The organism is Pseudarthrobacter arbutini, from assembly GCF_054510915.1.
Map to the genome: position 1 here is coordinate 66,096 of NZ_JBTNDQ010000014.1, position 20,116 is coordinate 86,211.

Sequence of the window (20,116 nt, forward strand, 5' to 3'; positions counted from 1 at the left end):
CCCCGGTTTCCCGGGGAGCCTCTCGAGTGCAGTGCTTGGATTACTCGGCCTTTTTGGGCTCTTCCGGTTTCGTTTGGGGCTTGAAGTCCACGCCGGCTTCCTTGCGCTGCTGCGCCGTGATCGGCGCGGGAGCCTGCGTCAGGGGGTCGTAACCGTTGCCCGTCTTCGGAAAGGCAATGACGTCGCGGATGGACTCAACGCCGGCCAGGAGTGCAACCACACGGTCCCAGCCGAACGCGATGCCGCCGTGCGGAGGAGCGCCGAACTTGAAGCCTTCCAGCAGGAAGCCGAACTTGGTCTGGGCGTCTGCCTTGTCCAGCCCCATCAGTTCAAATACGCGTTCCTGGACGTCACGCTCGTGGATACGGATGGAGCCGCCGCCGATTTCATTGCCGTTGCACACGATGTCGTAGGCGTAGGACAGGGCCGATTCCGGGTCATTGTCGAACGTGTCCATGAACTCAGGCTTGGGCGAAGTGAAGGCGTGGTGGACGGCCGTCCACTTTCCGGCGCCAACAGCCACATCGCCGGACGCCACCGCTGCGGCGGCCGGTTCGAACATGGGTGCGTCAACTACCCAGCAGAACGCCCAGGCGCTGGGGTCGATCAGGCCGGTGCGGTGGCCGATCTCCACTCGGGCAGCACCCAGGAGGGCGCGGGCCGCTGACCTCTCACCGGCGGCGAAGAAGATGCAGTCGCCCGGCTTGGCGCCCACGGCGTCGGCGAGGCCTGCACGCTCGGTTTCGTTCAGGTTCTTGGCAACAGGGCCGGCCAGTTCGCCGTCTTCCTTGAAGAGGACGTAGGCCAGGCCTTTGTGGCCGCGCTGCTTGGCGAATTCCTGCCAGCCATCCAGGGTGCGTCGCGGCTGGGAAGCGCCGCCGGGCATCACCACGGCGCCGACATACGGGGCCTTGAAGACGCCGAAGCCGGTGTCCTTGAAGAATTCGGTGAGCTCAGTCAGCTCCACGCCGAAGCGGAGATCGGGCTTGTCCGAGCCGTAGCGCGCCATGGCGTCGGCGTACGTGATGCGCTGGATGGGTGTGGGGATCTCGACGTCGATCAGCTTCCACAGCGCCTTGACGATGCTTTCGCCCAGGGCAATGATGTCGTCCTGGTCCACGAAGCTGGCTTCGATGTCCAGCTGGGTGAATTCGGGCTGGCGGTCGGCGCGGAAGTCCTCGTCGCGGTAGCAGCGCGCGATCTGGTAGTACTTCTCGAAGCCGCCCACCTGCAGGAGCTGCTTGAAAAGCTGCGGGGACTGCGGCAGTGCGTACCAGGAACCCGGCGCCAGGCGGGCGGGGACCACGAAGTCTCGGGCGCCTTCCGGCGTCGAACGCGTCAGCGTGGGGGTCTCGATCTCGACAAAACCGTCCTGGTGGAGCAGTTCACGGGCAATCCGGTTGGCTTCGGAGCGCAGCCGGAGGTTACGGGCGGGGCCGGGGCGGCGCAGGTCGAGGTAGCGGTGCTTCAGGCGGGCTTCCTCGCCGACCTCCACGTGCTCGTCGATCTGGAACGGCAGCGGATCGGAAGTGTTGAGGATAACAACCTTGTCCGCCATGACCTCGATGGCGCCGGTGGCGAGAGCGGGGTTCTCGTTGCCCTCGGGGCGCTTGGAGACGGTGCCGGTGATCTGCAGGACGTACTCGTTGCGCAGGCCGTGGAAGACCTCTTCCTCACGGACCACAACCTGGGCCACGCCGGACGCATCGCGCAGATCCACGAATGCAACACCACCGTGATCACGACGGCGGCCCACCCAGCCAGCCAGGGTTACGGTTTGTCCAATGTGCTCGGAGCGAAGGGATCCGAGGTCATGTGTGCGCAGCACAGCACGCCTTTCTGAAGACGACAGCAGGAAAACAAAAGATAAAACTGCATAGGATCGTTCCGGGAACAATCCCGTCTGAGTTTACCCGCTGGAAAGGCCCGCCTCCCCCATGCCCGAACACCAGCAGCTTCAACGGAGGCTCGGCGTGCTTGACGCCACGTCCATCGGCCTGGGCTCCATGCTCGGGGCCGGCGTTTTTGTGGTCTTCGCCCCCGCCGCGGGTCTGGCCGGAAATTTCCTGGTCCTGTCGGTCCTGATCGCGGGTGCCGTGGCCTACTGCAACGCGGTGGCCTCCGCGGAACTGGCTGCACGGTATCCGGCCAGCGGCGGAACGTACGTGTACGGCCGGAAGCGCCTGGGGAAATGGCCCGGTTTCCTGGCCGGCTGGGGATTTGTCAGCGGCAAGACGGCCTCCTGCGCCGCCATGGCGCTGACGTTCGGCCACTACGTGTCACCGGGCTACGCGGTGCCGGTTGCCATCGCTGCGGTGGTGGCGCTGACCGCTGTGAACCTGTTTGGCATTACCCGCACAGCACTCCTGACCCGGATCCTGCTGTGTGTTGTCCTGGCCACCCTGGTGTTTGTTGCCGTTGCCGCGATTGTGGGGCCGCATCCTGGCGGTTTTTCGGCTGGCGGAAGGTCCGACGGCGGGGCTGCCGCCGGCTTCGGGGGCGTGCTGCCGGCCGCCGGCCTGATGTTCTTCGCCTTCGCAGGCTACGCCCGCATCGCCACCCTGGGAGAGGAAGTCAAGGACCCGGCCAGGACCATTCCGCGTGCGATCCTGGCGGCCCTCGCCGGCGCCTTCGTCATCTACCTGGCGTTGGCGCTGCTGCTCCAAAACCACTTGACCGAAGGCAAGCTGGCCGCCACCACGGCCCCGCTGCTGGACGCTGTCGTAAATTCGCAGTTCGCCGCCGGTGCGCCGGTTGTCCAGGCCGGCGCGGCTGCGGCGTGCCTGGGTGCGTTGCTGGCACTCATCACCGGTGTCGGCCGCACCACCCTGGCTATGGCGCGCGAACGCGATCTGCCAGCTCCCCTGGCCCGGGTGGGCGGCAAGCACACGGTGCCGTTCGTCGCAGAACTGGCGGTGGCCGCCGTCGTGATCTTCCTGATCCTGACCACCGACGTGATGACGGTGGTGGGGTTCTCCAGCTTCGGGGTGCTCATCTACTACGCGGTGACGAACGCCGCGGCGTACACCCTGGAGGAGCACCCGGCCCACGGCCCGAGGTGGCTCAATGTGGCCGGGTTCATCAGTTGCCTGCTGCTGGCTTTCACACTGCCGCCCGCTTCAGTGCTGGGGATGGCCGCAGTCCTGGCCACCGGAGCGGCCGGCCGGTTCGTGGTGCTTCGGTTGCGCCGCTAACCTCGCCAGCCTGAGCCGGTCAGGCGGGCTGGGCTGCTGCTGCCTCGAGCGCTGTAGTGACCTGGACTTTAAGGTCTTCCGACGGCGGCATCCACGTTGCGGGATCGGCGTCGGCCTGCTCGCCGGACCGGATGTCCTTGACCTGGTGCTTGCCGTCGTCGTCGGTGAACCAGACGAAGGGGATGCCGCGGCGGTCCGCGAATTTGATCTGCTTGCCGAACTTCTCGGCCTTGGCGGCCACTTCGGTGGCGATGCCCCGACTGCGGAGCTGGGAGGCAACGTCCTGCGCGGCACCCCAACTCTCGTCAGTGGTGAGCGCCACCAGCACGGCGGTGGGCACCGAACGGGAGGCCTTGGCCAGGTCCTGGCTCAGGATGCGCGACACCAGCCGGGTCACGCCGATGGAGAGGCCGACGCCGGGAAACTTGCGGTTGCCCTTGCTCGCCAAGGCGTCGTAGCGGCCGCCGGAGCAGATGGAACCGAGCTGTTCGTGGCCCACCAGGACCGTCTCCACCACCGTGCCGGTGTAGTAATCCAGGCCGCGGGCGATGCTGAGATCGGCAACAACCTTGCCCGGCGCGCGCTGCACGGCGGCTTCGATCACCTGTTCCAGTTCATTGAGGCCCTCCTCGAGGAGGTCGTTCGTCACGCCGAGTGCGCGGACCTGGGCAACAAACGAGGTGTCCTCGGTACGGATTCCTGCCAGGTTCAGCGCTGCCTGCGCCTGGTCATCGGAGGCACCGAGTTCGGACTTGAGCAGCTCCGCGACCTTGGCTGCGCCGATCTTTTCCAGCTTGTCGATGCTGCGGAGCACGCCGGCCGTGTCGTCCAGGCCAATGCCGCGGTAGAAGCCTTCGGCAAGCTTGCGGTTGTTGATCCGAAGGCGGAAGTCCGGAATCGGCAGTGCGCTCAAGGCTTCGGCGATGACCAGGGCAATCTCCACGTCATAGCGGAACGGCAGCTCGCCGTCTCCCACAACATCGATGTCTGCCTGCGTGAATTCACGGGCCCGGCCTTCCTGCGGGCGTTCCCCGCGCCAGACTTTCTGGATCTGGTAGCGCCGGAACGGGAACGCGAGGTACCCGGCGTTCTCGACGACGTACCGCGCAAAAGGCACCGTGAGGTCGAAGTGGAGCGCGAGGGCGTGGGGGTCAGCTTTGCCGGCCTTGCCCGCCTCGGAGGTGTCGGCGTCGTCGTCCTGAAGGCGGCTGAGGCCGTACACCTCCTTATCAATCTCACCCTTGCGCAGGAGCTGGCCCACGGTTTCCACGGCACGGGTCTCGATGGACGCGAAGCCGTGCAGCTCAAAAACCTTACGAAGGGTGTCCAGCACGTGCAGCTCCACCAGCCGCTCCTCGGGAAGCCACTCGGGGAATCCGGACAGGGAGGCGGTGCGTGCCATGGTGGAAATTCTCCTCTTGATGAAGGGTGCCTGGGACTTTGCCCGGCATTCCACCCGAAACGGGCGGGGAACGGCGGCAGTCCGGCAACTCATGCATAAACTATGTGCGGCAGTCAGTTTATGCGTCTTCCGCCGGCATCTCTAATACGGCGGCCGGCAGCGCAGAAGGCTGCCGCAGACAACCGACTCCGGATTCAGTAACGACCGGACGCGGCCCGACATACAGGAGGACCAGTGGCGGCCAGTTCACGCAGCGCCCGCGAAGCCAAACGGCGCATCCAGCAGATGGAGGCAAAGCGCGAGCTGCGGCGGGACCAGGAGAAACGGCGCAAACGCGACAACCTCATCGCCGCCGGTGCCGGAGCCGCCGCCGTCCTGCTCGCCGTCGTGCTCCAACTGACTGCCTTTGCCGGCAACCCCACGGAAGACGAATTCGCAGCCTTAGAGGCCGGCCTGACCAGCCCAACGGATTCCCCCACGCCTTCCGCGCCTGCCACGAACGGTCCGAATATCCCGGCGCCGGACACTGCCGCGGGCAAGGTGTTCACCGGTGAACTGGCACTGAACGGGACCGTGCTCGGCGTCGAAATCGACGGCACCAAGGCACCCCAGGCCGCCGCGGTCTTCAAGGCACTGACGGATGAAGGTTTCTATAACGGCAGCGCCTGCCACCGCCTGACCACGGGCGAGACCTTTGCCCTGCTGCAGTGCGGCGGCGCCTCGGCCTCCGCCGACCCTGACTACACCTGGGGACCCCTCGAAAACACCCCCGCAGACAACATCTACCCTGCGGGCACGATTGCCGTAGCCCGGTCCGGCGACAACGCCTACGGTAACGGCAAGCAGTTCTTTGTGGTCTACAAAGACACGGTGATTCCCGCCGACTCTGCCGGGGGCTATACGGTGGTGGGCAAGGTGACCTCTGGCATGGAAGCAGTGACCGCCATCGCCGCGGCGGGAATCAAGCCCGGCTCCAGCGCATCAGACGGCGCACCTGTGCAACCAGTCACGATAGACTCGGTTTCTCTGAAGTAGGAAGCCAGGCCTTAACGGCCGCGGTGCAGTACGTGAGTATTTCCCTCCAAGCGAAAGACTTTTAGCGGTGACAGACAGTCAGAAATCCGACGAAACAGCAGCAGACCTGACCGAGGTAACGGCCCCCGTGGCTGACCAGGCAGACGCTGTCCAGGCAACCGCCGAACAGGCCACGGTTGACGAAACCGCGGCTGAAGCGGACGTGGATCCAGAGGGCGTGGCCGTCCAGGCCGAAGATGCCGAGGCCGCGGCGGCCCCGGTGGAACGTACCGAGGTCCCGGCCGCCCCGGTTGAAGAGAGTGCGGCCGGTGACGAGAGCGCGGCTGACGAAGCCCTGGCTCCGGCACCCGCGCCTGCTCCGGCACCTCGACCCGCCCCGTCACCGGCAGCCTTCGCTGCCCGGCCCAAGCCGGCAGCAGCCGCACCTGTGGCAGCACCGGCACCCGTCGCCTCCGCGACTTCGCTGGCGGAAGCTGCAAAGTGGGGCCGTGTCGAGGGTGACGGCCACGTATTCCTGACGATCGACGGCGACGAGCACCCGGTGGGCCAGTACCCCGGCGTCAGCAATGACGAAGCCCTTGCCTACTTCGCGCGGAAGCATGACGACATTGTTGCGCAGGTCCTGCTCCTGGAGCAGCGCATCAGCTCCAAGGCGCCCAGCACCGATATGCAGAAGACCGTCACGCACCTGCGCGAGCAGCTGGCGGAGCGGAACATGGTGGGAGACCTCCGTTCCACAGAAGCACGGCTCGACGCTGTTTCCGTGCAGATCGCAGAACTCGAAAAGGCAGAGAAGGCAGAACACGACGCCGTTCGCTCCGCCGAGCTCGCAGCCCGCGAGGCCATCGTGGCCGAAGCCGAAGAGATCTCGGGGCAGGATCCCGCACAGATCCAATGGAAGACCTCCAGCGCCCGGATGAACGATCTTTTTGAAAGCTGGAAGACAGCCCAGAAGGGCGGCATCCGGCTTGGCCGCAGCAACGAGGACGCCTTGTGGAAGCGGTTCCGTGCCGCCCGCACAGTTTTCGACCGTCACCGCCGCGCCTATTTCTCCCAGCTGGATAGCACAAACTCGGCCGCAAAATCGGCCAAGGAGAAGCTCATCGCCGAAGCCGAGGCCCTGTCCTCGTCCACCGACTGGGGCTTTGCCGCCGGCGAATACCGCCGGCTCATGGATGAATGGAAGGCCTCACCGCGCGCCAGCCGCAAGGACGACGACGCCCTCTGGGCCCGTTTTCGTGCCGCCCAGGATGTGTTCTTCACGCACCGGCAGGCAGCCAACGAGGAGATCGACCAGGAATACGCTGCCAACCTCACGGTGAAGGAAGCGCTCCTCGTCGAAGCGAACACCATCCTGCCGGTCAAGGACCTGGCTGCGGCCAAGAAGGCGCTCCAGTCTGTCCGGGACCGCTGGGAAGAAGCCGGCAAGGTCCCCCGCGCCGACATGGGCCGCATCGAAGCCGGCCTCCGCAAGGTGGAGGACGCTGTCCGCAACGCCGAAGAGGATAACTGGCAGCGCTCCAACCCCGAGACGAAGGCCCGCACCAACAGCGCCCTGTCGCAGCTGGAAGCAGCCATTTCCGGCCTGCAGGACGATCTCGCCAAGGCCGAAAAAGCCGGCGACCAGCGCAAGATCAAGGGGGCCCGCGAAGCCCTCGAGGCGAGGCAGGCCTGGTTGGACCAGATCCAGCGCTCGGCCAGCGAGCTTTCCTAGTCAGTAGTTTGTAGGACGCCTTTCGTCAGGCGCCTGTCGCAGGACGCATGGGCCCGGTCCCGGTTATCCACATAGCCGGAACCGGGCCTGTGCGCGTTAAGGGAAGACGCGGCAGGATGGGGGGATGGCCACCTCCCCACCACCCCAATACCCGGACCTGTATTCCCCGGGCAAGCCTTTCGCGTGGCCCGAACTCCAGTCGCTGGCAGCGGACGGTGTCCTGGCGCAGTTCCACCAGCGCGGCTTCACGTTGCCGGATGCTCCCGCGTCACCCCAGGTGCGGGCCAGAACGGTGGCCAACGCGGTTCCGGCGGCCGTCAGGCAACGCGTGGTGGCCGGGCGGATGACGGCGGCCTGGATCTACGGCTGTGCGGCTGAACCGGACCGGCTGGCCTTGCTTGTGGATGCGAAGCGGCGGATTTCGAGCCTCCGCAACACAAGGGGCTGCACGCTCCATGAAGTCCGGCTTGGTCCGTTCGACGTTGTCAGCATGGGCGGGCTGATGGTGTCGAGTCCACTGCGCACCGCCGTCGACATCGCCCTGCATGTCGACGCCCACCGGGCCTTGCCGGCGCTGGCGGGGTTGCTGGCCCGCCCGGAGCGGGACGTGCGGCTGCGCCTGCTGATCCTGGCCATTGAGGCCAGCCCACGGGTCCCCCACAAACGGTCCGCACTGGAAAAGCTGGCCTTGCTAGCTCCGCCGCTTGTTACCGGTGGTCCGGTAGACGTCGAACACGCCGTCGATGCGCCGCACGGCGCTGAGGACGTGGCTGAGGTATTTGGGGTCGCCCATCTCGAAGGCGAACCTGGAGATGGCCACCCTGTCGGTGGACGTGTTCACGCTGGCAGCCAGAATGTTGACGTGGTTCTCGGACAGGACACGCGTGACGTCGGAGAGCAGGGACTTCCGGTCCAGCGCCTCAACCTGGATCTCCACCAGGAAAACACTTGACTGGGTGGGTGCCCAATCCACCTCGACAATCCTGTCGGGCTGGTCCCGGAGATCCGAAATGTTGGTGCAGTCCGTGCGGTGCACCGAAACTCCGGAGCCGCGGGTGACAAAGCCGAGAATCGGATCCGGCGGAACGGGCGTGCAACAGCGCGCGAGCTTCACCCAGACATCGCCAACGCCGCGCACCACCACGCCGGAATCGGAGAACTTGGTTTTGGCCACCTGCGTGGGGATGCTGACTTCAGTGATGTCGTCGTCAGTGCTCTCGTTGCCGCCCAGGCTTTCAACGAGTTTCTCCATGACCGACTGCGCTGACGTATGACCGTCTCCCACGCCGGCGTAGAGGCCCGAGATGTCAAGGTACTTGAACTCTGCGGCTACCGCCGCGAGGGCCTCGTGCGTCATCAGGCGCTGCAGGGGCAGGTTCTGTTTTCGCATCGCCCGTGTCAGGAGTTCCTTGCCACGGTCGATTGCTTCTTCGCGCCGTTCCTTGCTGAACCACTGGCGGATTTTGTTCCGGGCGCGGGCACTCTTGACGAAGTGTTGCCAGTCCTGGCTGGGCCCGGCGCCTTCGGCCTTGGAGGTGAAGATCTCCACCCAGTCGCCGTGGTTTAGTTCGCTGTTGAGCGGGACCAGCTTGCCGTTGACCCGTGCGCCGATGGTGCGGTGTCCCACCTCGGTGTGGACGGCGTAGGCAAAATCCACCGGAGTCGATCCAGCGGGCAGTGCCATGACTTCACCCTTGGGGGTAAAGACAAAGACTTCGCGGGCATTGATCTCAAACCGCAGCGAGTCCAGGAACTCTCCGGGATCGGACGTTTCCTGCTGCCAGTCAACCAGGGACCTCAGCCAGCCCATGTCACCGTCGCGGGGGCTGCCCGGCCCGACAGCCGTACGGCTGGGCTGATCCTTGTACTTCCAGTGGGCGGCCACACCGTACTCAGCGCGGCGGTGCATTTCGTGGGTCCTGATCTGGATCTCCACGGGCTTGCCGCCGGGTCCGATCACCGTGGTGTGCAGCGACTGGTACATATTGAACTTGGGCATGGCGATGTAGTCTTTGAACCGCCCCGGCAGCGGGTTCCAGCGCGAATGCATGGTGCCCAGGGCGGCGTAACAATCCCGGACCGAATCGACGAGTACACGGACGCCCATGAGGTCGTTGATGTCGTCGAAATCCTTGTCCCGGACGATCATCTTCTGGTAGATCGAGTAATAGTGCTTCGGCCTGCCGGTAATGGTGGCCTTGATCCGGGCAGTACGGAGATCCTCAGTGATCTGGTCCCGGATGACGCCGAGGCTTTTCTCCCGTTCCGGGGTGCGGTCGCCCACCATCCGGACGATTTCCTCATAGACTTTTGGATACAGGGCCGCGAAGGACAGGTCCTCCAACTCCCATTTGATGGTGTTCATGCCCAGGCGGTGGGCCAGGGGCGCGAATATTTCCAGGGTTTCGCGGGCTTTTCGGGCCGATGACTCCGCGGAGACGAACCGCCAGGTCCGGGCGTTGTGGAGCCTGTCCGCGAGCTTGATCATAAGGACGCGGATGTCCTTGGCCATGGCCACAACCATCTTGCGGACGGTCTCTGACTGCGCGGCTTCACCAAAGCTGACTTTGTCCAGCTTGGTGACGCCATCTACCAGCATGGCAACCTCTGGACCGAAGTCCCTTTTGAGGTCCGCCAGTGTGTAAGGGGTGTCCTCAACCGTGTCGTGCAGCAGCGCCGCGGCGAGTGTGGTTCCGCTGAGGCCCAGCTCGGCGAGGATGGTGGCTACGGCCACGGGGTGGGTGATGTAGGGATCACCGCTCTTGCGCTTCTGCCCACGGTGGCTCTGCTCAGCCACCTCGAAGGCGCGCTGGATGAGATCAAAATCTTCTTTTGGGTTGTTCGCACGGACGGTACGCAGCAGCGGCTCAAGAATGGGCGAATAGGGTGCCGTGCCGCGGCCGGTCAGCCGGGCCAGGCGGGAGCGGGTACGTTCGCGGCGTCCGGGAAATGTAGGGCGGGCGCCCGATTTGTCCACGGGAACAACTGGCGCCGGGCGTGCGGAAGCGGTCAGTCCGGTCTGAACTCCGTGTCCCGGACTGTTATCCCCGCCTGCCGTTGGCACCGACGCCGAACGTTCTTCCAATGAAGCACCCCTCACGACTGTTTAATTACCCCAGTCTATTCCCCCGCCAGTTCACTTATGTAACCGGCGCCTAAATGCGAAACGGACCGGGCGACGTCGGTATTCCGACGCCGCCCGGCCCGCTTTGATGCAAAAGGTCAGGCCTCTGCGGGCTCAGCCGATTCTTCGGTCCGGGCGTTGTTGGCGGACCTGCGGTGTTCGACGCGCTTCGCCTGCTTCACCAGGTCAGGTTCGTTCTGGCGCAGCCAGGCATACATCGGGGCAGCGATGAATATGGTGGCCGCCGTACCTATCAGAATTCCGACGAACAGTGCCAGCGACAGGTCGCGCAGCGTGCCTGCCCCCAGGAGGCCGGCCCCGATGAACAGGATGGCACCGACCGGGAGGATGGCCACCATCATGGTATTGATGGAACGCACCAGGGTCTGGTTGACGGCGAGGTTGACTTCCTCACCGAAAGTACGGCGCGTGGACGCATCGAGATCCGCGGTGTTCTCACGGATCTTGTCGAAGACCACCACCGTGTCATAGAGGGAGTAGCTGAGCACCGTCAGGAACCCAATGATGGCTGAGGGCGTCACCTCGAAGTCACTGAGGGCATACACGCCGGCGGTGATCATCATCGTCACCAGCATTCCAGCCATTGCAGACAGTGACATCTTCCAGGTCCGGAAGTACAGCGCCATCAGCACCGCGGCCAGGGCCACAAAGACGATCAGGCCAATCAGGGCCTGCTTGGTGACATCCGCACCCCAGGTGGGTCCGATGAAGGTTGATGTCACCTCGTTGTCAGTGACGCCGTAGGCCGAGATGAGGCCTTCCTTGATCCGGAGGGTCTCGTCATCCGTGAGCTTGTCCGTCTGGATCCGCATGGTGGTACCGGCGACATTGGCGACACGCGGAACGCTGCCGGCCACAACGTCTTCGACAACTTTTTCACCAAGGGCCGAGTCGGTGCTTTGCACGTTGGACACGGTGAACTCCGAACCGCCGCGGAATTCGATGCCAAGGTTGAAGCCACCCTTGGCAACCGGAATGAGGATGGACAGCGCCACCGCCACCGCCGCAATGATGAACCACAGTTTCTTGGCACCGACGAAGTTGTAGGAGCGCTTCCCGGTGTAGAGCTCGTTGCCGAAATTGGCGAAGCTGCTGGACATTACTTGTTCTCCTTGGCTGCGCTCTTGGAGGAGCCGGTGAGCTGCTCCTGCTTTTCCGCGAGGCGGCGTTCTGCGATGGTCATGCGTCGTTCAGCCTCGGCCGCCGCGCCTGTGTTCTTGGCGCGGACCACGGACGGCTTGGCCTCCGGCGTGCGCAGGCGCCCGGCGCCGCGGTAGAGCGGCACAACACCCAGCCGCTTGGGATCCAGGCCGGAGAGCCGGTGGCCCTCCCCGAAGAACTTGGTGCGCGCCAGGAGCTGCAGCGTCGGGTGCGTGAACATAAAGACCACGATGAGGTCGGCAATGGCCGTCAGACCCAGCGTGAAAGCGAACCCGCGGACGTTGCCGACGGCCACAAAGTAAAGCACCAGCGCGGCCAGCAGGTTCACGGCCTTGGAGGCCAGGACAGTGCGCTTGGCCCGCTTCCAGCCGTTCTCCACCGCGGAGACCAATCCACGGCCTTCGCGGAGTTCATCGCGGATGCGTTCAAAGTAGACGATGAACGAGTCAGCGGTCTGGCCGATGGCGACGATGAGGCCAGCCACGCCAGCCAGGGAAAGCCGGTAGTTTTCGGTCCAGCCCAGGAGGGCGATGGCCAGATAGGTCAGGGCGCCGGCCACCACCAGCGATGCAATGGTCACCAGGCCCAAGGCCCGGTACTGGAAGAGTGAGTAGACCACCACCAGGAGCAAACCGATGATGCCTGCAAGGAGGCCCATACGGAGCTGTTCGCCACCCAAGGTGGCGGAGATCTGCTGGTCGCTCTGGATCTCGAAGCTGATGGGCAGTGCACCAAAGCGAAGCTGGTCGGAAAGGACCTTGGCGGTCTGTTCGGTGAATCCGCCGGTGATCTGCGGACGTCCGTCGGTGATGACGGCCAAGGAGCGCGGCGCGGAAATGACCTGGTCGTCGAGAACGATGGCGAACTGAGCCTTGGGGTCGTTGCCGGTTTCGCCGCCGGCTGCCACATAGAACTGGTTCAGGCGTTCGGTGACCGACTTGAACTTGGCGGTGCCTTCGTCGTCGAACTGGATGTTGACGGCCCAGTCGTTGGTCACAGCGCCCTGCGCACCCTGCTGCAGCTGGAAGGAGGACGTGACAATGTTGCCGCCCTTGACCTCCACCGGACCCAGGATGTACTTGATGGCCGGCGTGGTCTCAGTTGCCGGTTCACACGTAACCAGGGGTTTTGTCGGATCGGAGGCCTCCGGGCTCTCCGGCGCAGGATTGTTGCAGTCCATGGTTTCGAACTGCCGGTAGATGTCCGCGGTGATCCAGTTGATATCGCTGCCGTTGGCGGGCTCCGCCGTGGGCTTCGGAAGCTGATCTTCGGGGGTGAGGGATTCCGTGGGAACGGGCGCGCCGTCGCCGTTCAGCAATACGGGACGGAAGTTCATGTCCGCGGAGGCCTGGATCAGGTCGCGGGTTTCCTTCGTGGGTGTACCCGGAAGGCTGACCACTACGTTGCGGCCTGACTGCGTGCTGATTTCCGCTTCGGCAACACCTGAACCATCCACACGTTGGCGGATGATGGCTACGGCCTGGTTGAGCTGCTCTTCATTGATGTCCGAACCGCCCTCAACCTTGGGCGCCAGGATCATCTGGGTGCCACCCTCGAGGTCCAGTGCCAGCTTGGGTGCCCAGCTTGCCTGCCCGGCAAGGGTGCCGCCGGCCAGGACGGCGGTCAGCACGGCGAGGACTACGCCGAGCCACACCAGTACCCTCAGGCCTGAGTTGTTAGGGCCAGTTCGTGCCATTGTCGATCTTTCTCTTATTTACGGAGGAACCACCGGCGGGAGCTATCTGTCCCACCGGCGGTTGTCCCCAGCCGTAGAGGTGTTGTAACGCGGGCTGCCGTGCGGCGTGGACTAGTTGTCCTTCTTGCCCTCGTCGTTGAGGCGCTTCAGGGTCTCGTCCGGGGTTTCGGCGGATGCTGCCGGGGTGCCTGCTTCTTCAGTGGTGAGTGAGGACGCGTCATCCGGGACGGCCGGAGTCTCGGCTTCGACGGGCGGTTCCACAATCTTGGTCACAGCCTGGCGGTGGACAGTTGCCAGGTTCCCGGGGGAAAGCTCAAGGACAACTTTGTTCTCGGCGTCGTCCATGGAGACAATCCGACCAAAGAGTCCGAAGCTCGTCATAACCTCAACACCGGGCTCGAACTGGGACTGCAGCGTTGCCTGCTGCTCCTTGGTCTTCTTGTTGCGGCGGAACATCATGAAGATAAAGATTCCGAGCATTGCGAACAAGACGATGTTCATTGGATCCACAGGGAAGATTCCGTTCTGTACTGGCGTATCGGGTGTTTGGCAGCGTCCGCGTCGTTCCCCGTTGCAGAGAATCCTGCCTGGCAGGCAGCGGCTCCTCGGAGCCGTCGCGGGAACACAGACCCGAACGTGCCGGGTGTCATACCAGTCTAAAGGGAAAAGCTGGGAGGACAGTGCTATTGACCGTTCGGTGCCCATTCGGCCGCGGACTCGGCGCTGTCCGGGTCCGGTTCGAACAGATCCAACGGCTCCTGCCCGAAAACTCCGGCCGGTACGGCGAAGCCCAAGTGGGTCCAGGCCGGAGCCATGGCGATGCGGCCCCGTGGCGTCCGGCCCAGCAGGCCTTCGCGCACCAGGAACGGTTCCGCCACCGTTTCCACGGTCTCGGTCTCCTCCCCCACCGCAATGGCAAGGGTGGAAAGCCCCACGGGTCCCCCGCCGAACTTCGTAATGAGTGCTTCGAGGACAGCGCGGTCCAGCCGGTCCAGGCCTCGCTTGTCCACTTCATACATGTCCAGGGCAGCGGAAGCGGCGCGGGCATCAATCTGCTCAATCCCATGCACGAGTGCCCAGTCCCGGACCCGGCGAAGGAGGCGGTTGGCGATACGTGGCGTACCGCGGGACCGGCCGGCAATTTCGCTGAAGCCCGCAGAGTTGACCTTGAGGTCCAGCAGGCCGGCGGAGCGCCTGAGCACCAGTTCGAGCTCGGCCACGCTGTAGAACTCCAAATGCCCGGTGAACCCGAACCTGTCCCGGAGCGGTCCTGGCAGCAGACCGGCGCGCGTGGTGGCACCCACCAGGGTGAAGGGCGGCAGTTCCAACGGAATGGCGGTGGCCCCGGCGCCCTTGCCCACCACAATGTCCACACGGAAATCTTCCATGGCCATGTAGAGCATTTCCTCTGCCGGCCTGGACATCCGGTGGATCTCGTCCAGGAAGAGGACCTCCCCTTCGGAAAGGGAGGAAAGGATGGCGGCGAGGTCGCCGGCGTGCTGGATGGCCGGACCGCTGCTGATCCGCAGTGGCGCGTTCATTTCAGCGGCCACTATCATGGCCAGGGTTGTTTTGCCGAGGCCTGGAGGGCCGGAAAACAGCACGTGGTCCGCGCTGCGCCCCCGCATCCGGGAGGCCTGCAGGACCAGCGAGAGTTGCCTCCGGACCCGGTGCTGGCCGACGAAGTCATCGAGGTTCTTCGGCCGGAGGGCGGCTTCGATCGCCCGTTCCTCGGGTTCCTCCCCTGCTGCCACCACGGAAGGCTCAGCCACGGCTGCCTACGCGGTTACCGGCCCGCGCGCCATCCTGGCCCAGCCAGCGCAGCGTGGTCCGCAGGATCTCGGCCACATTGCCACGGAATTCCACCTCGGGATCGTCCGCAAGGGCCTTCTCGATGCTGGCACCGGCATCCTTTTCCGACCACCCGAGGCTGGTCATGGCCGCCACCACCTGGGGCTTCCAGGCCGCTTCGGCCGGAGTGGACACGCCGGCCGCACCCGCCGTTCCGTGGGGCACCAGCTTGCCGGCCAGTTCCAGCACAATCCGGCCGGCCACCTTGGGGCCGATGCCGGGCACCGTGGTGAACGTCTTGCTGTCACTCGTGTGCGCGGCAACCCTGATCGCTTCAGGCTCGTGCACGGCGAGCACCGCCAGCGCGAGCCGCGGACCTACGCCGCTGACGCTGAGCAGGACATCGAAGACCTCGCGTTCGTCGTCGGTGGCAAAACCGAACAGTGTGAGGGAATCCTCGCGCACGATCAGCGACGTGAAGAGCTTGCCTTCCTCGCCGGTGCGGAGGCGGCTGAGGGTCTGCGGCGTGGCGTTGACGCTCATGCCCGCCCCGTTGAGGTCGATCACGGCAGCGGAAAGGCCAACGTGCGCTACGGTTCCGCGAAGGAAACTGATCAAAGCCGGGCTCCTGGTGTACTGCCGGGCTCTTGGGGGTAGGACCGGCTATCCGAACATATCTACGAATACCCTAGCAAGCGCCCCGGACATTCAGCGTGCGCGGCGCGCTTTCGCCTCGGCATCGGCCCACGCGCGCTGGGCCGGCGTCAGCGACAGGCTGCCGGGGCCGGTGGTGGCCACCGCGGCTCCGCTGCCAGCGCGCCAAGCATGCGTGATGGCAAGGGCCAGGGCGTCTGCAGCGTCCGCTGGCCGCGGCGGCGCGTCCAGCCTGAGGATTTTTGTGACGAGTTTGGTCACGGCTTCCTTGTTGGAGGTACCGCTGCCGGTCACCGCTGCTTTCACTTCCGACGGCGTATGCAGAGCCACCGGGATCCCGCGCCGGGCGGCGGCGGCAATCACCACACCGGAGGCCTGCGCCACGCCCATCACCGTACTGACGTTGAGCTGGGAAAAAACGCGTTCGACGGCGAGCACCTGGGGTTCGTAGCGGTCCAGCCACTCGTCGATGGCCAAGGCAATAACCAGCAGGCGCTGGTCCAAGGTCTCCTCGGGAGAGGTACCCACCACCCCGACTGCCACCATCGTGGCGCGCCGGTTCCGTTCGACGTCGACCACGCCGATACCGCATCGGGTCAGGCCCGGGTCAACACCTAATACGCGCAGCGTCACCCTGGGACATCCGCCTTAGGCCACAAAGCGGATGGTCACTCCGCTTCCAGGGCGGCCTGGACTTCGTCGCTGAGGTCGGCGTTGCTGTACACGTTCTGGACGTCGTCGAGCTCTTCCAGGGCGTCCACGAGCTTCATGAACTTCTTGGCGGCATCGAGGTCCAGCGGCACCTGCATGGACGGCACAAACTCGGCCTCGTCGGTCTCGTACTCGATTCCGGCTTCCTTGAGGGCATCGCGGATGGCCTGGAGGTCGGTGGGCTCGGAGTGGATCTCGAAGCTTTCCCCGTTGTCCTTGACTTCCTCGGCTCCGGCGTCGAGGACGGCCATCAGGACGTCGTCCTCGCTCAGGCCGTTCTTCGGCAGCGAGACAACGCCCTTGCGGCTGAACAGGTAGCTGACCGAACCGGGGTCGGCGATGGTGCCGCCGTTGCGGGAGATCGCCAGGCGGACCTCGGAGGCGGCGCGGTTTTTGTTGTCCGTGAGGCACTCGATCAGCAGCGCCGAACCCTGCGGGCCGCGGCATTCGTACATAATCTCGGTGTAGTCAACCACTTCGCCGGTGAGGCCGGCACCACGCTTGATGGCACGGTCGATGTTGTCGGCCGGAACGGAGGTCTTCTTGGCCTTGGTGACGGCGAGTTCCAGGCCCGGGTTGCCGGCGAGGTCCGGTCCGCCCATACGCGCGGCGACTTCGATGTTCTTGATCAGTTTGGCGAACGATTTTGCACGGCGACTATCGAGAATGGCCTTCTTGTGCTTGGTAGTCGCCCATTTGGAGTGTCCTGACATGCTTTACGCGTCTCCTCTGATCATGCGGATAAAAAGTTCATGTACGCGTTTCTCCCCAGTCACTTCCGGGTGGAAGGAGGTGGCCAGCAGGTGGCCGGAACGCACTGCAACAATTCTAGCTGTCCCCGGCAGAGTCGCCGCGTGGGACGCGTGCTCAGGGTCTGCGGGCTCCACCTGGGCCAGTATCTCCACGCCGTCGCCGACGCGTTCCACCCAGGGGCCGCGGATGAACACGGCGTGTACTGGAGCGACACCGGATTCCGTGGCGCTGAAGTCCAGGCCCTTGAAATCCAGGTCCGTTTCGAACGACTCGCGCTGCCGGCCGAAGGCGTTGCGCCGCACTGTGATGTCCAGGCCGCCGAAGGTCTGCTGCGGGTGGCCGGCCAGGTCTGTGGCGGGATCGGCGATCTCGTCGGCGAGGAGGATCATGCCGGCACAGGAACCGTAGACCGGCAGTCCGTCGCGGATCCGGTCCTTCAACGGTCCGGCCAGCTCAAAGGCGCGGGCCAGCTTGTCGATGGCCGTGGATTCTCCGCCGGGAATGATGAGGCCGTCCAGGCCGTCCAGTTCGGAGGGGCGGCGGATTCCGACGCCGGCGGCACCCGCGGCTTCCACGGCGCGGAGGTGTTCGCGGAAGTCGCCCTGAAGTGCCAGGACGCCGATCCGGAGGCCCGAGCCCACGCGTGCAGAAGCAGCCGAAAGGGGGTTTGTCATCCAATCAGCATAATGTGCGCTGGTCCCGGGGCGGCGCCGGAAGCGCTTCCGGGAAGGGTTCTATGCCGTTGCTGGGATATATTACAGAGCATGCTTTACATCAGTGTTCCGCTCGGCAAGCTGGTCCGCCGGGTGTCCCGGCTCAGGGGCGGAGGGTCCGCGCTGCCCGGGCTGGTGGTCGAAAAAATCGATCCCGGCTTTATGCAGCGGACGCTCTCCACGCTCCCCCACGGCGTCGCCGTGGTGAGCGGAACCAACGGCAAAACCACCACCACCAAGATGGTGGTGGAACTCCTGGAAAGCCAGGGCCTGAAGGTCTTCACCAACCGCACCGGCAGCAATTTCACCCGCGGCGTGGCGGCCGCCCTGCTGGGCGAAGTGGACTGGCGCGGCAGGCTCAGGGCCGACGTCGCCGTGCTGGAGCTCGACGAAGCCCACGCCACGCATTTTGTGAACCGTGTTCCGCCGCGGTACAGCCTCCTGCTCAACGTCCTGCGTGACCAATTGGACCGGTTCGGCGAGATCGACAAAACGGCCCAGCTGCTGCAGCACATCGCCGACAAAACCACCGGAACAGTAGTCCTCAATCGGGAGGATCCGCGGGTGGCCCGCATCGCGGAAACCCTCACCGGCCAGGACGTCCAGTACTTCGGCCTGGACGATTCGCTCCTGAGCACCTTCCCCAACGACGACGACATGCGGGCAGCGCCCGGCAGCCCCGCCCCCGCAGCGCTCCCCCACAAGCCAGCGGCCGACGTCGTACTCCGCAAAGTGGGGCCGGACACCGCCGATTTTGAGTACGACGGCGCCACGGTCACCACCGCGATGAAGCTCCGCGGCGTCTACAACATCTTTAACGCGGCTGCGGCGCTGACCCTGGCCCGCAGCATCTGTGGCGGCGGTGCCGCCACGGCCGACCACGCCACCCTACTCACCGCGCTGTCCCAGGTGGAGCCGGCGTTCGGCCGCGGCGAAAGCCTCACGGTGGACGGCCAGCCCCTGGACCTCGTCCTGGTGAAGAACCCCAGCGGTTTCCGGCTGGGACTGAAATCCTTCCCCGCGGGCGGTTACGCCACCATGATCGCCATCAACGATAACTACGCCGACGGCCGTGACATGTCCTGGCTCTGGGACGTGGAATTCGATTCGCTCCGCGACGGCGGTGTGGACCAGCTGACAGGTTCCCGCGCCTACGACATGGCGCTGCGGCTGCAGTATGACGACGTCCGGATCGGCGGGGTCCAGCCGGAGATCGCGCCCGCACTCGCCGCGTTTATCCGGGACGCCAAGGGCAAACCGAAGCGGATCTTCTGCACCTACACAGCCATGCTGGCCATCCGCCGCGAGCTGTCCAAAATCACCACAGTGGAGGTGGTCTCATGACCGCTGAATCAACCGGCATCGTGCCGGACGGCGTCGAACAGAATTCCAAGGGAACCATCCGGGTCCTGCAGCTCTACCCGCGGGACATGAACATCTACGGCGACTGGGGCAACGCCCTGGTGCTCAAGCAGCGGATCAGCTGGCACGGCTACACCCCGGAGCTGCTGGAGTACAACGTCGGCGACGAATTTCCCGCCGACGTTGACCTGATTGTCGGGGGCGGCGGCCAGGACAGCGGACAGCTGGTTATCAAGGACGACCTCCAGTCGCAGGCCGGCGTCCTCACGAAGCTGGCCGAGGACGGCGCACCCATGCTGGTGATCTGCGGGCTGTACCAGCTGTTCGGGCGCTTCTTCAAGACCCGTTTAGGCTCGGTCATACCGGGCATCGGTGTCCTGGACGTGGAGACACACGGCACGGACGAGCGCCTGATCGGCAACGTCAGGGTGGCCACCGAAGAGTTCGGCGAGGTGCTGGGATACGAGAACCACAGCGGGCAGACCACGCTGGGTGCGGGCGTCCGGCCGTTGGGGACCACCGCGAAAGGTACCGGCAACAACAGCAGCGACGGTCACGAGGGCGCACGCTACAAGAATGTGGTGGCCAGCTACCTGCACGGTTCGCTGCTGCCCAAGAACCCTGCCATCGCCGACTTCCTCATCAGGACCGCCGCCGAGCGTAAATACGGCACCTTCACAGCCGGCGCCCCGGACGACCGCTACGCAGTGCTGGCCCGGGAGCACGCAACGCGCCGACCGCGCTGATCGTTGCCGCGCTGAGTAGCGCTGCGCGGACGATTTCCC

General features: G+C 65.0%; 16 protein-coding genes and 1 pseudogene. 6 read left to right on the forward strand and 11 right to left on the reverse strand.

Features of this window, described 5'->3' with window-relative positions; genetic code table 11:
• Nucleotides 1-40: 40 nt before the first annotated feature.
• Nucleotides 41-1,828, reverse strand: coding sequence for an aspartate--tRNA ligase (aspS, locus tag ACX80V_RS16225; RefSeq protein ID WP_485844010.1), 1,788 nt, complete (start codon nt 1,826-1,828; stop codon nt 41-43).
• A 109-nt stretch (nt 1,829-1,937) separates the two neighbouring features.
• Between aspS and ACX80V_RS16230 the strand changes: the two genes are divergently transcribed.
• The gene (locus ACX80V_RS16230; RefSeq protein ID WP_485844011.1) at nt 1,938-3,194 is read left to right on the forward strand and encodes an APC family permease; all 1,257 of its coding nucleotides are present in this window, start codon (nt 1,938-1,940) and stop codon (nt 3,192-3,194) included.
• Between the two features lie 19 nt (nt 3,195-3,213).
• Here ACX80V_RS16230 and hisS read toward each other — a convergent pair whose 3' ends face one another.
• Nucleotides 3,214-4,596 carry a histidine--tRNA ligase gene (gene hisS, locus ACX80V_RS16235; RefSeq protein WP_485844012.1) on the reverse strand — a complete coding sequence of 461 codons (1,383 nt, stop codon included), beginning with the start codon at nt 4,594-4,596 and terminating at the stop codon, nt 3,214-3,216.
• 234 nt (nt 4,597-4,830) lie between these two features.
• On the opposite strand from hisS, the gene ACX80V_RS16240 reads away from it, so the two are divergent.
• From ACX80V_RS16240 to ACX80V_RS21830, 3 genes and pseudogenes are all read left to right on the forward strand, one after another.
• Nucleotides 4,831-5,631: a peptidylprolyl isomerase gene (locus tag ACX80V_RS16240; RefSeq protein ID WP_485844013.1), complete on the forward strand. Its 801-nt coding sequence runs from the start codon at nt 4,831-4,833 to the stop codon at nt 5,629-5,631.
• A gap of 67 nt (nt 5,632-5,698) precedes the next feature.
• A complete protein-coding gene (locus ACX80V_RS16245; RefSeq protein ID WP_485844014.1) occupies nt 5,699-7,345 on the forward strand; it encodes a DUF349 domain-containing protein in 1,647 nt (548 codons plus the stop codon).
• A gap of 343 nt (nt 7,346-7,688) precedes the next feature.
• Nucleotides 7,689-7,925 (forward strand): annotated as a pseudogene (locus ACX80V_RS21830) (type IV toxin-antitoxin system AbiEi family antitoxin); the annotation flags it as partial.
• Between the two features lie 111 nt (nt 7,926-8,036).
• On the opposite strand, the gene ACX80V_RS16250 reads toward ACX80V_RS21830, so the two are convergent.
• From ACX80V_RS16250 to pdxT, 9 genes are all read right to left on the reverse strand, one after another.
• Nucleotides 8,037-10,430, reverse strand: a complete 2,394-nt coding sequence (locus ACX80V_RS16250) for a RelA/SpoT family protein (protein ID WP_485844015.1) — start codon at nt 10,428-10,430, stop codon at nt 8,037-8,039.
• Between the two features lie 137 nt (nt 10,431-10,567).
• Complete coding sequence (gene secF / locus ACX80V_RS16255; RefSeq protein WP_058932342.1) at nt 10,568-11,590, reverse strand: protein translocase subunit SecF; 1,023 nt, start codon at nt 11,588-11,590, stop codon at nt 10,568-10,570.
• Complete coding sequence (gene secD / locus ACX80V_RS16260; protein ID WP_058932341.1) at nt 11,590-13,347, reverse strand: protein translocase subunit SecD; 1,758 nt, start codon at nt 13,345-13,347, stop codon at nt 11,590-11,592. Before secD ends, secF begins: the two co-directional genes overlap by 1 nt.
• A 111-nt stretch (nt 13,348-13,458) precedes the next feature.
• Nucleotides 13,459-13,848, reverse strand: a complete 390-nt coding sequence (gene yajC, locus ACX80V_RS16265; protein ID WP_058932340.1) for a preprotein translocase subunit YajC — start codon at nt 13,846-13,848, stop codon at nt 13,459-13,461.
• 182 nt (nt 13,849-14,030) lie between these two features.
• Entirely contained in the window at nt 14,031-15,119 is a 1,089-nt protein-coding gene (gene ruvB / locus ACX80V_RS16270; RefSeq protein WP_485844016.1) for a Holliday junction branch migration DNA helicase RuvB, read from the reverse strand.
• Complete coding sequence (ruvA, locus tag ACX80V_RS16275; protein WP_141140748.1) at nt 15,112-15,756, reverse strand: Holliday junction branch migration protein RuvA; 645 nt, start codon at nt 15,754-15,756, stop codon at nt 15,112-15,114. Before ruvA ends, ruvB begins: the two co-directional genes overlap by 8 nt.
• A 90-nt stretch (nt 15,757-15,846) precedes the next feature.
• On the reverse strand, nt 15,847-16,425 hold the full coding sequence (gene ruvC, locus ACX80V_RS16280; RefSeq protein WP_056340336.1) for a crossover junction endodeoxyribonuclease RuvC: 579 nt from the start codon (nt 16,423-16,425) through the stop codon (nt 15,847-15,849).
• 35 nt (nt 16,426-16,460) lie between these two features.
• Nucleotides 16,461-17,216: a YebC/PmpR family DNA-binding transcriptional regulator gene (locus ACX80V_RS16285; protein WP_058932337.1), complete on the reverse strand. Its 756-nt coding sequence runs from the start codon at nt 17,214-17,216 to the stop codon at nt 16,461-16,463.
• A gap of 3 nt (nt 17,217-17,219) precedes the next feature.
• The gene (gene pdxT, locus ACX80V_RS16290) at nt 17,220-17,930 is read right to left on the reverse strand and encodes a pyridoxal 5'-phosphate synthase glutaminase subunit PdxT (RefSeq protein WP_056340341.1); all 711 of its coding nucleotides are present in this window, start codon (nt 17,928-17,930) and stop codon (nt 17,220-17,222) included.
• 90 nt (nt 17,931-18,020) lie between these two features.
• On the opposite strand from pdxT, the gene ACX80V_RS16295 reads away from it, so the two are divergent.
• Together ACX80V_RS16295 and ACX80V_RS16300 are read left to right on the forward strand one after the other, a co-directional pair.
• Entirely contained in the window at nt 18,021-19,313 is a 1,293-nt protein-coding gene (locus ACX80V_RS16295; RefSeq protein ID WP_058932336.1) for a Mur ligase family protein, read from the forward strand.
• Nucleotides 19,310-20,077, forward strand: a complete 768-nt coding sequence (locus ACX80V_RS16300; protein WP_485844017.1) for a type 1 glutamine amidotransferase — start codon at nt 19,310-19,312, stop codon at nt 20,075-20,077. Before ACX80V_RS16295 ends, ACX80V_RS16300 begins: the two co-directional genes overlap by 4 nt.
• Nucleotides 20,078-20,116: the final 39 nt, after the last annotated feature.

Excerpts from the sequence above, each read along its gene's own strand:
- ACX80V_RS16230 (WP_485844011.1), top strand. The coding sequence starts at position 1,938 with ATGCCCGAACACCAGCAGCTTCAACGGAGGCTCGGCGTGCTTGACGCC.
- hisS (WP_485844012.1), bottom strand. The coding sequence starts at position 4,596 with ATGGCACGCACCGCCTCCCTGTCCGGATTCCCCGAGTGGCTTCCCGAG.
- secF (WP_058932342.1), bottom strand. The coding sequence starts at position 11,590 with ATGTCCAGCAGCTTCGCCAATTTCGGCAACGAGCTCTACACCGGGAAG.
- secD (WP_058932341.1), bottom strand. The coding sequence starts at position 13,347 with ATGGCACGAACTGGCCCTAACAACTCAGGCCTGAGGGTACTGGTGTGG.
- yajC (WP_058932340.1), bottom strand. The coding sequence starts at position 13,848 with ATGAACATCGTCTTGTTCGCAATGCTCGGAATCTTTATCTTCATGATG.
- ACX80V_RS16285 (WP_058932337.1), bottom strand. The coding sequence starts at position 17,216 with ATGTCAGGACACTCCAAATGGGCGACTACCAAGCACAAGAAGGCCATT.
- pdxT (WP_056340341.1), bottom strand. The coding sequence starts at position 17,930 with ATGACAAACCCCCTTTCGGCTGCTTCTGCACGCGTGGGCTCGGGCCTC.
- ACX80V_RS16295 (WP_058932336.1), top strand. The coding sequence starts at position 18,021 with ATGCTTTACATCAGTGTTCCGCTCGGCAAGCTGGTCCGCCGGGTGTCC.
- ACX80V_RS16300 (WP_485844017.1), top strand. The coding sequence starts at position 19,310 with ATGACCGCTGAATCAACCGGCATCGTGCCGGACGGCGTCGAACAGAAT.